At 64.0% G+C, this 12,000-nt stretch carries 8 protein-coding genes and 2 pseudogenes; 7 read left to right on the top strand and 3 right to left on the bottom strand.

Annotation, left to right across the window (positions count from 1 at the left end; translation table 11 throughout):
- The 4 genes and pseudogenes from VQ02_RS13900 to VQ02_RS13890 form a co-directional block, all read left to right on the top strand.
- Nucleotides 1-996: pseudogene (locus VQ02_RS13900) on the top strand (IS3 family transposase); the annotation flags it as partial.
- A 32-nt stretch (nucleotides 997-1,028) separates the two neighbouring features.
- Nucleotides 1,029-1,172, top strand: a pseudogene (locus VQ02_RS37075) (IS481 family transposase); the annotation flags it as partial.
- Between the two features lie 606 nt (nucleotides 1,173-1,778).
- The gene (locus VQ02_RS13895; RefSeq protein ID WP_048444794.1) at nucleotides 1,779-5,474 is read left to right on the top strand and encodes a response regulator; all 3,696 of its coding nucleotides are present in this window, start codon (nucleotides 1,779-1,781) and stop codon (nucleotides 5,472-5,474) included.
- Nucleotides 5,475-5,836: 362 nt separating this feature from the next.
- Entirely contained in the window at nucleotides 5,837-6,676 is an 840-nt protein-coding gene (locus tag VQ02_RS13890) for an aldo/keto reductase (protein WP_048444793.1), read from the top strand.
- 354 nt (nucleotides 6,677-7,030) lie between these two features.
- Here VQ02_RS13890 and VQ02_RS13885 read toward each other — a convergent pair whose 3' ends face one another.
- The 3 genes from VQ02_RS13885 to VQ02_RS13875 all read right to left on the bottom strand — a co-directional run bounded on the left by VQ02_RS13885 (nucleotide 7,031) and on the right by VQ02_RS13875 (nucleotide 8,847).
- Nucleotides 7,031-8,128: an NADH:flavin oxidoreductase gene (locus VQ02_RS13885; protein WP_048444801.1), complete on the bottom strand. Its 1,098-nt coding sequence runs from the start codon at nucleotides 8,126-8,128 to the stop codon at nucleotides 7,031-7,033.
- A 132-nt stretch (nucleotides 8,129-8,260) separates the two neighbouring features.
- On the bottom strand, nucleotides 8,261-8,560 hold the full coding sequence (locus VQ02_RS13880; protein ID WP_053080365.1) for a DUF2171 domain-containing protein: 300 nt from the start codon (nucleotides 8,558-8,560) through the stop codon (nucleotides 8,261-8,263).
- A 59-nt stretch (nucleotides 8,561-8,619) separates the two neighbouring features.
- A complete protein-coding gene (locus tag VQ02_RS13875; RefSeq protein WP_048444792.1) occupies nucleotides 8,620-8,847 on the bottom strand; it encodes a hypothetical protein in 228 nt (75 codons plus the stop codon).
- A gap of 435 nt (nucleotides 8,848-9,282) precedes the next feature.
- Here VQ02_RS13875 and VQ02_RS37070 point away from each other — a divergent pair, with 435 nt between their 5' ends.
- The 3 genes from VQ02_RS37070 (at nucleotide 9,283) to VQ02_RS35635 (ending at nucleotide 11,290) form a co-directional block, all read left to right on the top strand.
- Complete coding sequence (locus tag VQ02_RS37070; protein ID WP_157080619.1) at nucleotides 9,283-9,582, top strand: hypothetical protein; 300 nt, start codon at nucleotides 9,283-9,285, stop codon at nucleotides 9,580-9,582.
- 146 nt (nucleotides 9,583-9,728) lie between these two features.
- On the top strand, nucleotides 9,729-10,883 hold the full coding sequence (locus VQ02_RS13870; protein WP_048444791.1) for a glutathione-independent formaldehyde dehydrogenase: 1,155 nt from the start codon (nucleotides 9,729-9,731) through the stop codon (nucleotides 10,881-10,883).
- Nucleotides 10,880-11,290, top strand: coding sequence for an FmdB family zinc ribbon protein (locus tag VQ02_RS35635; RefSeq protein ID WP_342447825.1), 411 nt, complete (start codon nucleotides 10,880-10,882; stop codon nucleotides 11,288-11,290). The genes VQ02_RS13870 and VQ02_RS35635 overlap by 4 nt, the downstream gene beginning before the upstream one ends.
- The last annotated feature ends 710 nt before the right edge of the window (nucleotides 11,291-12,000 follow it).

Below are 12,000 nucleotides of genomic sequence, written 5' to 3'. Positions count from 1 at the left end.
CGCTCCTACGAGCCCGGTTGCCTCGCCGTCCGATCAGGCAGCTGAGATCGCCCGCCTGCGCCGCGAACTCGACCGGACGCGCATGGAGCGCGACGTGCTAAAAAAAGCGATCGGCATCTTCGCGGAGATGCCCAAGTGACGTTCGCCTTCATCGAGCAGCATGCGACCACCTCGCCGGTGCGTCTCATGTGCCGCGTGCTCGGAGTGTCCCCCAGCGGGTACTACGGCTGGCGATCACGTCCCGAGAGCGCCCGGTCGGCCTCCAACCGGCAACTCCTCGACGACGTGCAGCGGATCCATGCCGGGCATCAGAGGCGATACGGTTCGCCTCGGGTGCATGCGGCCCTGCGCGCGGAGGGCCGCACAGCCAGCCGTGGGCGGGTGGAGCGCCTGATGCGCCGCCACGGCATCCGGGCCCTGGCGGGACGTCGGTTCCAGCCCTGCACGACCGACAGTCGACACGACCTGCCGATCGCCTCCAATCTGCTCAAGCAGCAGTTCTCAGTCGCGTTGCCCAACCAGGTCTGGCTGGCAGACATCACCTACCTGCCCACGGCAGAAGGGTGGCTCTACCTGGCCGCCGTCCTTGATCTGGCCACCCGCAAGATCGTCGGCTGGTCGATGCGCGACCACATGCGGACAGAGTTGACATCGGCCGCTCTGATGATGGCCATCCAACGGCAGCGGCCGTCTGCCGGGCTCATCTGTCACTCGGATCGCGGCAGCCAGTACGCAGCGGAGGCTTACCGCAGGCAACTCGCCGACATCCAGGCGATCCCCTCCATGAGCCGCGCCGGCTGCTGCTACGATAACGCCCCGATGGAGAGCTTCTTCCACACCCTCAAGGTCGAACTTGTCCACCAGCGACGATGGGTGACCCGGGATGAGGCCCGGCGCGACCTGTTCGCTTACATCGAGGGCTACTACAATCGACAGCGCCTCCACTCGGCTCTCGGCTACATCACGCCCGAGCAGGCCGAGCGGAACGCAGGCTAACCTCCGTGTCCGTGAAAACGGGGGAGGATCAGTTCGTAGACGCTTACAACTACGGACGCCGGCTCAAGACCCTGCGCGGCCTCACGCCCTACGAGTTCATCTGCCAGACCTGGACGAAAGAGCCCGAAAGCCTCAGGCTTGATCCGTCACACCACATGCCGGAACCGAACATCTAGCGCCATGAGCCGACATTGGGTCGGCAGGCGCCAAACCGCCACTCCCGACCCTTATTGAGCATGGGGAACGTCGGCCTACTGGTAGGCTGACAGGCATCGCGCGAATGAATCTGTCTGGAGGCGGCTGGGCCGCTTCGGGGCGCAGACAGGGGAACGCGGCCGTTCGCACGGCACTGGCTAAACGGCAGCACGCGATCCTAGTGCACAGGCACCGATATTCGCACCAGGCGCGCGCTTGCTAACAGACTGTGAAAGCTGCGGAAATAGTGGCGGGAGGTGCGCCTTTCGAAGGCGTCAGTGCACTAGAAGCATCGCTGCAGGGTTCCGGCGACGCATAGGGTTGCTGACGATCTGCGGATGGACCGTATAGCGAACGGGCTTTGTCGTCGTGTGCTGCGAGCAGTTTAACGCGTGTTATTTTGCTGGAACTAGTATCTATGAAAACTACTTCCGCTGGGAACTTGCATGCTCAACAATTTTAATTCTCACGCAGCGTAAGTTTAACGATGTGAACGGCGGTGTCAGCGATGCCAAAGAATTTATATAGGCAATAAGAGAAGTAATAAAAGATCATATTTGGGCTGTATGCTGAAGGCGGAACGAGAAATGATCTACAATACACCTAATTCGCTCGATGAAAACGGGCTTAATTTTCTAAAAGGCGGCGGCGAACTAGGTGCGCTGATTCGCGCTAAAGATTGGTCGGCTACTCCACTTGGTCCGGCGGAGTCATGGTCGCAGAACATCAAAACAGCTATCAGCATTTGCTTGAATTCACGCTTTCCAATTCTGCTGTGGATCGGCAAAGATTTAAGAATTATTTACAATGACGCGTACATTCCTTTTTTAGGAAAGTCTAAGCATCCGGCGATGCTAGGCGAGCCGGGTAGGACAGCCTGGAGCGAAATCTGGCCGGAGATCGCTCCGATGCACGCTGATGTACAGGCCAGCAGGGCAACTTGGGTTGAACACTACCAGATGTTCTTTACCCGAAGGGTTCCGCATGAGGAAGTCTACGTAACATTTGGCTATAGTCCGATATTGGACGATAAAAATAACAATATAGAAGGTGTATTCTGCGCCTGTTACGAAACAACCGAAGAAATCATCCGAGAGAGGCGATTATCGATTTTGCGCCATCTTGGGACCCGAAGTGCCGAACAACGGACCGTCGAAGCCGCTTGCCGCCATGCGGCTGAGGTTCTGGACGGCAATCCTTTGGATATCCCGTTCGCTGCGTTTTATCTCTTAGACGAGGGGGAGATAGCAGCGCATCAAGTCGCCGGCACACGACTGCCTAGCGATCGCACCCCATTTCCGGCGGTTCACCCCATCAGGGGGGCCGGAATGGAGGAAGGCCTCTGGCCTCTCGGCCTGGTTGCGGAGACGTCTCGCGCTGCAAAGGTGTCGGATCTTCCAAGCCGGGGCTACCGATTTACAACGCCCCTCTGGCCGGACACCGTGGAAACGGCGTTCGTTTTGCCGTTAAAGAGCTCCGGCCACCAGAGACCGGTGGGCTTCCTCATCGTCGGAACCAGCCCGCGGCGTGTCCTGGACGCCGATTACTGCAGCTTTCTCGACTTGGTAGCCGGGCAGATTGCAACCACTCTAGCGGAGGCACGCGCCCTTGAGGATGAACGCCGACGGGCCGAGGCGCTGGCGAAACTCGATCAGGCCAAGACGGTGTTTTTCTCGAGCGTCAGCCACGAGTTCCGCACCCCTCTCACGTTGATGCTTGGTCCGCTCGAGGAACTGCTGGCCAAGCCCGACGGTTCGCTCTCTCCCGATGCCCGCATCTTGGCGACGGTTGCGCACCGCAACAGCCTGCGTCTGCTCAAGCTCGTCAACACCCTGCTCGATTTCTCGCGCATCGAGGCGAATCGGGCCCAAGCCTCCTACGAGCCCTGCGATCTCGCACGCTACACGGCAGAGCTGGCCTCGAGCTTCAGCTCGGCTTGCGACCGCGCCGGCCTGCGGCTCGACATCGCCTGCGATCCGATCTCGGAGCCGGTCTACGTGGATCACGACATGTGGGAGAAGATCGTTCTCAATCTTCTCTCCAACGCCTTCAAGTTCACCTTCAAGGGCTGCATCGCCGTTCGCTTGACCGCCACATCAGGTGGCGCCGAGTTGCAGGTCAGCGACACCGGGGTCGGGATCCCGGCCGCGGACCTGCCGCGCGTCTTCGAACGCTTCCACCGGATCGATAGACCAAAGAGCCGTTCTTACGAGGGCAGCGGTATCGGGCTCGCCCTGGTGCAGGAACTGGTTCGCCTGCACGGCGGCACCATCACAGTCGAGAGCAGAGAGGATCACGGCACGACCTTCACGGTCCTGGTTCCGTTCGGGACCAACCATCTCCCCGCCGAGCGGAACGGCGGAGCGCGCAGCCTCCGCTCGACGGCGAGCCAGGCCGATGCTTTCGTCGAGGAAGCGCTGCGATGGCTTCCAGGACCGGCTGAGGAGCGGGCAGAGGCGCGGTCGCGCTTGTCGGAGGAAGCGGAGCTCGCCGGCACGCCGACCGAGGTGCTGGACGCACGCATTCTGCTGGTCGACGACAATGCCGACATGCGCCGCTACCTCGTCCGCTTGCTGACAGGGCAGGGTTGGGTGGTCGAGGCGGTGGCCGACGGCGAGGCGGCGCTCGCGGCGGCAAGGCGGCAACGGCCCGATCTCGTCCTGTCCGACGTCATGATGCCGGGGCTGAACGGGCTTGAGCTTGCGGCTGCATTGCGGGGGGATTCGCACTTCACCGAGGTCCCCATCATCCTGCTGTCCGCACGGGCGGCCGAGGATGCGCGCGTCGAGGGCCTCGGGAAGGGGGTCGACGACTATCTCGTCAAACCCTTCTCTGCGCGCGAGCTTCTGGCGCGGGTGAACACCCACCTCGTCCTGGCGCAGTTGCGCCGCACGGCGGCTGCGCGGCTGCGTCGGAGCGAGGCGCGGCTGCAGGCTGCCATCGATCTCGTTGGTTTGTCACCTTACAGCTGGGATCCGGCCACGGGCACACTGGAATGGGATGCGCGGCTCAAGGCCATGTGGGGCCTGCCGCCGGACGCCCCTATCGATCATGACCTGTGGCTGTCCGCCATTCATCCCGACGATCGGCCGCAGGTCGAGAGAGCCTTGGACCGATGCACCGACCCTGCCGGGGATGGTGTCTACCACATCGAGTATCGCGTGATCGGGATCGAGGACTCGGTCGAGCGCTGGGTCTCCACCTACGGGCGAACCACGTTCGAGAACGGCCACCCCGTGGGTTTCACCGGGGCCGCGCTCGAGATCACCGAGCGCAAGCGCGCCGAGGCGGCCCTGCGCGAGAGCGAGGAGCGGTTCCGGCGCTTCGCCGAACATACGGCAGACGTTCTCTGGCTCGCCGACCTCGAGACTGGGCAGCTCGATTACATCAGTCCGGCCTTCAGACAGGTCTGGGGCACGCCTCCCGAAGACATGCCGGATATCGCGAGCTGGCTCGCCAGCGTCCACCCGGACGACCGCGATGCCGCCACGCGGGCGCTGGACTGCGTCGGCAGCGGCGAGACGCTCGTCTTGGAGTACCGGATCCTGCGCGCCTCGGACGGTGCAGTGCGCCGCATCCGGGACACCTTCTTCCCGATCCCGGCGACCGGCGGGCACGTTCGATTGGTGGGTGGCATCGCGCAGGACGTCACCATCGACACCGGCCTGCACGCCTACGTCGTCGCGGCCGGAGATGATGCCCGGCGTGAACTCGTCGGTGCCCTGCAAGCCGGCGGGTACGAGGTGCAGGCATTTGCGAGTGGTCGGGCGCTTCTCACGATCGCCGGGTCGCTGATGCCGGGCTGCGTCGTGCTCGATCTCGAGGAGCCGGGGAGTTTGGTGGTGGCCAGTGAGCTGAAGGCGGCACGGGCGCACCTTCCCGTGGTGGCGCTCGGCGCGAGCGGGGGCGATGTCGGATTCGGGGTCCGCGCCATGAAGGCCGGCGCCGTCGATTTCCTCGAGGAACCCTGGACACCGGAGCGGCTGCTGTTCGCGGTCGGAACGGCCCTGACCGAAATCCGCGTCGCCGCGGAGCGGACCCGTTCGCGCGACGAGCCCCATCAGCGGATCGAAGCCTTATCGGCACGTGAGCGCGCCGTGCTTGAGGGTTTGCTCGCGGGCGGCACGAACAAGACCATCGCCCGCACGTTGGGCTTGAGCCCACGCACGGTGGAGATCTATCGCGCCCGGGTCATGGAGACGCTCGGCGCCCACACCTTGCCGGAGGCCGTTCTGATCGCAACCGCGGCCGGCGTTCGTCCCGCCAATCAGGACGGCGACTAGAGCGTTTTCCGACTAAGCGGGTGCCGGTTCGTCGAAGAAAATGCGGCAAAATCAACTACCTAGAGAGCTTCGCGATGGCAGCGCGATCGTGAAGTGCTCTAGGTCCCGCAGCCACGGGATCGAAGCCGTCGCGGGTTGGCGTGCCCGACCAATCGCTGCGCGAGGCGTACGACACCGAGCGGACGACGTCGGCGACACACCGGAATTCGCCCGCTCGCGCCAGCAACGGAAACAACCTGAGGGACAATACTGATCAAACCAAGGTGCTCCGGCCGACGTTTTTGAACCGCATCATCGACAGGCTGATCGGAGCCGCCATCGGCGCTGCGAAGCACGCGCCTTCTGCGCGAGGAGGAGAGACCATGGAGCGGCGCCCGTTTGGTCCCCTGCCGCGCGAGGTTGCGGTGATCGGCCAGGGAACGTGGTACATCGACGACGCGCACCGGCCCACTGCGGTCGCCGCCCTGCGCCGAGGCCTGGATCTCGGCATGACCCACATCGACACCGCCGAGATGTATGGCGACGCCGAGATCGTGGTCGGCGAGGCGACCGCCGGACGGCGTGACGAGGTTTTCCTCGTCTCCAAGGTTCTCCCCGGCAACGCCTCGCAATCCGGGACCGTGGCGGCCTGCGAGCGCTCGCTCGCGCGCCTGCGCACCGACAGGCTGGACTGCTACCTCCTGCACTGGCCCGGTCCACATCCGCTCGAGGACACCTTCGCCGGCTTCGAGAAGCTTCGCGAACAGGGCAAGATCCTGTCCTGGGGGGTGAGCAACTTCGACGTGCCCGACCTCGATGCGGCCTGGAAGGCCGGGAGCGAGGGCCGGATGGCCTGCAACCAGGTGCTCTACCATCTGGAGGAGCGTGCGATCGAACACGCCGTGCAGCCCTGGTGCGAGGCGCACGGCGTCGCTGTCGTCGCCTACAGCCCCTTCGGCCATGGCAGCTTCCCCGACCCGCGCACGCCGGGCGGCCGCCTGTTGGAGGACATCGCAGCGCACCACGGCGCGACCGCACGCCAGGTCGCGCTCCGCTTCCTGGTGCGGTGGCCGTCCTCCTTCACGATCCCCAAGGCGTCCAGCCCCGAGCATGCCGCCGACAACGCGGGCGCCGGCGCGCTCTCGCTGACGGACGCCGAACTTGCACGGCTCGACGCGGCGTTCCCGCTCGGACCGCGGCCGCGTCGGCTTCCGATGCTGTAGGCCTGCGACACCGCTTTCGGGCAATTCCTTTCGGACGCCGGCGTCAGGACTTCACGCCGCGCTGAGCGGCGTAACCTGGCTCCGAGCGCAGCCGATCTGGATCGTTGCAGGAGCATTGGCCGTAGGCCTCGCACGGATGATCGCGGGAGGCTTCGTGTTGTCCGTCGTTTGGCCAGGGTAATCGCAATCAGCGGTGTTTCCACCCGATGATACCGGCCAAAAAACTGCAGCACACGATCGCCCAATGTGAAGCGACAGCAACATAGACTTTAATTTTCTGCCTTGATATCGCGAATGTAGGATGTCTGACATCGCCACCCATTCTCGACATGCCGTTCGCCGCAGGCATGGTCCTCAGAAGAGCGTGGCGAGTGCTTCGCGGGTGAAATCCTTCAACTGCTCGTGCCGGCCCTCGCGGATCTTGCTGACCCAATGCGGGTCGGACAGCACGGCCCGGCCGACGGCCACGAGGTCGAAGTCGCCGCGCGTGAGACGACGAATGAGTTCGTCGAGCGGATCGGGACGCGAGCTCTCGCCCTGAAAGGCGGCAATGAACTCGCCCGAGAGACCGACCGAGCCCACCGTGATCGTCGGCTTGCCGGTCAACTTCTTCGCCCAACCCGCGAAGTTCAGGTCCGAGCCTTCGAATTCCGGCTGCCAGAAACGCCGCTGCGAGCAATGGAAGATGTCGACTCCCGCGTCAGAGAGAGGGGTGAGCCATGCCGCCATCTCGTCGGGTGTCCGCGCGAGCTTCACCGCGAAGTCCTGCTGCTTCCACTGTGACAGGCGCAGGATCACGGCGAAATCCTCACCGACCGCAGACCGGACCGCGCGCACGACCTCGACCGCGAAGCGGCTGCGCTCGGGCAAGGTCGCGCCGCCGTAGCGGTCCCGGCGCCGGTTCACGCCGGCCCAGAAGAACTGATCGATGAGGTAGCCGTGTGCACCGTGAATCTCGACCGCGTCGAAGCCGAGCCGCTGAGCGTCCGCGGCGGCACGGCCGAACGCCGCGACCGTCTCGGCGATGTCGGTCTCGGACATCTCGGTCCCGCCGGCCTCGCCGGGGACGACGAGCCCGGACGGGCCTTCCATGGGATTGGGCGGCATCCACCCGGACGCATGCGGGGCCACGATTCCCATGTGCCAGATCTGCGGCGCCATCGTGCCCCCGGCGGCATGAACCTCGTCGATGACGCGCTTCCATCCTGCGAGGGCCTGTTCGCCGTGGAAATGCGGAACCGCAGGATCGTTCGACGACGCTGGCCGGTTGACGACGGTGCCTTCCGAGATGATGAGCCCGATCTCAGGCGCGCGTCGGCGGTAATAGGCGGCCACGTCTTGTGTCGGAACGCCATCGGGAGAGAACGAGCGCGTCATCGGTGCCATGACGATCCGGTTCTGCAGCCGGAGCGACTTGTGTTCGAAGGGGCGGAACAAGAGGTCGAGGCTCATCGTGGTCTCCATGATCGGCTCGCCCGGTCCGGATGATCGTCGGGCGACGGAGCCGCTGCGCGGTGTTGCCCGGGGCAGGCCGCTCTTCCGCAGCGGCAGACGGTTCGCTCACGTCGTCCGGGAGCGACGGCGTCAGATCGCTCGCTGAAGATGGTGCCGCCTCGCGTAGGGCTCGCTCGCCCACAGACGCTTTGCCTCATCGAATGTGCGGTTCAGTCTGACCCGATCATCGACGGCAGCGATCCAGTCGGCTGACACGTATTGGTGCTGGTTTCGAGGCTCCTGGTCCGCACGGCAGATCTTGAGATGACCACCTTCAACCTTGTCGACGGACCCGATCCGGGTTCCGTCTCGATCGACGACCGCCATGCCTTCGGCGATCAGATCGAGCAACAGACGTTCTTCATTGCCGCCAACGATATTCTTCGACATGTCCGCTCCTCCGTCTGCATGAAAGATGTCCTGCGGGAACGATATCTTTCGGGATCAAGTCACGGCTCTCCTTGCATCAAGGCCTCGTATCCTCGATGCGTCAGTTCGATCGCGCCGGCGTCCGGTGTCGCGACATAGCCGGCGTGCGCGAGTTCGGAGATCGCCACCGCGACCGCGGGGTCGGTCCCGAACCGTTCGTCCAGCGTCGTGATGCGCAGGCGTGCTCCGGGCAGCCGATGTGTGCTGCGCAAATACGCCAGGATCTCACTCGCTATCTCTGACAGCATTGACGAAATCCCCCGCCCGTCGCTCCGCCGGCTCGCGATCCCGCACCATCCGCGGCACAGCGCCGAGCTGATGAGGCGCCACTGGACGGCTGGGCCCGATTGTCGCGCGCCGTATCAGATCGGCCAGGCACGGGGGCGTCATAGGCAGTGTCACGTCGAATGCATGCATGCCATTCGCACCCATGCTGCTCCTCCTTAGCCGTGCGTCGAACTCAGTGTGGTGTCGTCCCGCCACTGCGACACCCGGATCACTCCCTAGGGAGATGCCGGACGGACAAGCAGCCGAGTATGTTGCCTTAGGATCCGTCCCATTGACGCCGGCAGCGCCATACTCCTCTCATGCTCATCTTCTGAGACGTGAAGCGTTCACAAGGCATCACATGAGGGCGCCACATGGCTGCTGCTCGAGACTCTTTCACGCCCCGAGACCTTTTCATGCCCGAGGACCTCGCCGCAGATGTTGCTGACGCGATGTCGGACATCCGGGTCGTCCTGAGCGGCGTAGCGCCAGCCGAGCGCGCAGCCTTCTGGCATGCGGTAGACCTCCTCTACCGTGCACCGTCCGAAGCCCCAACGAGCACCACGGCCTCGTGGCCGATCCAGCGTGGCGTCGCGCTGGGCCTCGAACGTCTGCTTCCGCCCGTACCGAGGGACGAAAGCAATTCTGACCATCACAGCGAGCGGCTGGCTCCGGCGGCTGCCCAAGATCAGACGTTCAAGACTTGCAATCGCTAAAGCCTGTTGGGATGGTGACTCCACCCCAATGAAAGAGGCTCCCGATCGCGCTACGGATAACACCGTAGGTATCGCCCGGATTTTCCAACGCCGGGCGGCATGTATCCTCGTTTATCTAGTACAATACTTCGAGCTGGGAGTGCGCGATGAGAGCAGTCGTCTATAACGGCCCGCGCAATGTGGCGGTGCAGGACGTGCCTGACGCTCGGATCGAGAGGCCGACCGACGTGCTCGTGCGGATCACGAGCACCAACATCTGCGGCTCCGACCTGCACATGTATGAGGGCCGTACGGATTTCCAGCGCGGCGGCGTGTTCGGGCACGAGAACCTCGGCCAGGTGGCCGAAGTGGGCGATGCCGTCGATCGTGTGAAGGTCGGCGACTGGGTCGCCATCCCCTTCAATATCGGCTGCGGTTTCTGCAAGAATTGCGAGCGTGGCTTGAGCGCCTTCTGCCTGACGACGGCGGATCGAAGCGTCATGCCGAACATGGCCGGCGCCGCTTACGGGTTCGCCGGCATGGGTCCGTATCGGGGCGGCCAGGCCGACCTGCTGCGGGTCCCCTACGGGGACTACAATTGCCTGAAGCTACCGCCGGATGCGGAGGAGCGGCAGAACGATTATGTGATGCTGGCCGACATCTTTCCGACCGGTTGGCACGCCACCGAGCTTGCAGGACTGCGTCCAGGGGAATCGATCGTCATCTACGGGGCCGGGCCGGTCGGCCTCATGGCGGCCCACGCGGCGATGATCAAGGGCGCCTGCATGGTCATGGTCGTCGATCGTCATCCTGACCGCCTGCGTCTTGCCGACTCGATCGGGGCCACACCGATCGACGATTCCAAAGGCTCCCCGGTCGCCCAAGTGCTCGACTTGACGAACGGCGTCGGAGCTGACCGCGGCTGTGAGTGCGTCGGCTACCAGGCCCACGACCCGGAGGGTCACGAGCACCCCAACATGACCATGAATGATCTCGTGAAGTCGGTGAAATTCACCGGCGGCATCGGCGTGGTCGGTGTCTACACGCCTCAGGACCCCGCCCCGCAGGACCCGCTCTACAAGCAGAGCGAAATCGTTTTCGATCACGGCCTGTTCTGGTTCAAGGGTCAGACGATCGGTACCGGCCAATGCAACGTGAAAGCCTATAACCGGCAACTGCGCGACCTCATTGCGGCCGGTCGCGCAAAGCCGTCCTTCATCGTCTCGCATGAGCTGCCGCTGCGAGAGGCGCCGAACGCCTACCGGCACTTCGACGCGCGCGATGACGGCTGGACCAAGGTGATCCTCAAGCCAGCCGCATGACCCGCCACGCCGGGCGGGCAGCCGCTCGCCTGGCTCATCCGCCATCTTGCCGAATGGGCTCCGAGCGTGAGGACGCCATGCCGATCTACGACTACGCTTGCGACGTTTGCGGGCCGTTCACGGCCATGCGGCCGATGGCGCAGTTTCGGGATCCGTGCGCCTGCCCGGAATGCGGCGCCGGGGCGACACGGGCATTCATGAGCGCACCGGCCATCGGCGGCGGCCACGCAGGTCGCCGTGTCGCCGACGGTGCACCTGTGCCAAGCGCGGCCCCGTCGCGCCGGGCATCAGTTGCCCATCCAGCCGGCTGTGGCTGCTGCGTGCGCCGCGTGCCACTGCCGGGCGCCCTGTCCGCGGGCGGACGGGTTTTCGCTTCGCATGGGCCGATCCGGCGCGGCGGGCCGTGATACCGGCGCGGGCTCAGGTGATGGAAAAGCGCGGATGGTCCACCAAGTCGGGCAACGGCCCATAGGGGGATCCGATGAACGTTGCTGTACGTGTCAGCATCATGGCTTTCGCGGGTTCTCTGCTGCTGCTGCGCAGCGATAACGGTAGCGCGCAAGGCGATTACCGTCTGAGCTGTAGGCCTCCGTTGAAATTCATGGCCGGAGCCTGTGTCACCGCCTGCTATGCAGGATACGAGGATCATGGCCGCTGGTGCGATCTGCGACGTGGCGGTGGCGGCGGCGGACCTTGAGCGCAGATGATGCTGGTACGGCTGACGGCTCCATCGACGATTTCGGCCGATCAGATCCCTTTTTTGCCTCGTGCCATGCATATCCATGTGAAATTATCGTAGATATATTTTGCATCTAAGGCGGTCGTCGATACCAGCGTATTCGCTTGATTTCACAATCGTCCATGTTTGAGCAGCCAAACAACACAAGCGTCATACCCATCCCTGCTTGATAAATCTGAATGACGTGGGCCGCCCACTCCTCGCCACTCGCCGTAAAGCTATCGTGCTGCGCCCGTCGATCGAAGTCCTCATTGTGCGGAAGAGGCTCAGGTCACAGGCTGACCCCGATCATGTGGAGGGAACCCTTGGAGGTCCAGGCACCGATCCACCCGATCGAGACATCCGCAACAGGGGGCTCATCTCGACGTAGGCTCCGGG

Origin of the sequence: Methylobacterium variabile (assembly GCF_001043975.1) — a bacterium.
GTDB lineage: Bacteria > Pseudomonadota > Alphaproteobacteria > Rhizobiales > Beijerinckiaceae > Methylobacterium > Methylobacterium variabile.
Note: the sequence above shows the minus strand (reverse complement) of the source record. Positions and strands in the feature narration are given on the sequence as shown.

Bases quoted from the DNA above. Each gene is read 5' to 3' on its own strand.
- VQ02_RS13885 (WP_048444801.1), bottom strand. From the start codon at position 8,128: ATGAGCCTCGACCTCTTGTTCCGCCCCTTCGAACACAAGTCGCTCCGG.
- VQ02_RS37070 (WP_157080619.1), top strand. From the start codon at position 9,283: ATGCCCGAGGACCTCGCCGCAGATGTTGCTGACGCGATGTCGGACATC.
- VQ02_RS13870 (WP_048444791.1), top strand. From the start codon at position 9,729: ATGAGAGCAGTCGTCTATAACGGCCCGCGCAATGTGGCGGTGCAGGAC.
- VQ02_RS13890 (WP_048444793.1), top strand. From the start codon at position 5,837: ATGGAGCGGCGCCCGTTTGGTCCCCTGCCGCGCGAGGTTGCGGTGATC.
- VQ02_RS13880 (WP_053080365.1), bottom strand. From the start codon at position 8,560: ATGTCGAAGAATATCGTTGGCGGCAATGAAGAACGTCTGTTGCTCGAT.
- VQ02_RS13895 (WP_048444794.1), top strand. From the start codon at position 1,779: ATGATCTACAATACACCTAATTCGCTCGATGAAAACGGGCTTAATTTT.
- VQ02_RS35635 (WP_342447825.1), top strand. From the start codon at position 10,880: ATGACCCGCCACGCCGGGCGGGCAGCCGCTCGCCTGGCTCATCCGCCA.
- VQ02_RS13875 (WP_048444792.1), bottom strand. From the start codon at position 8,847: ATGCTGTCAGAGATAGCGAGTGAGATCCTGGCGTATTTGCGCAGCACA.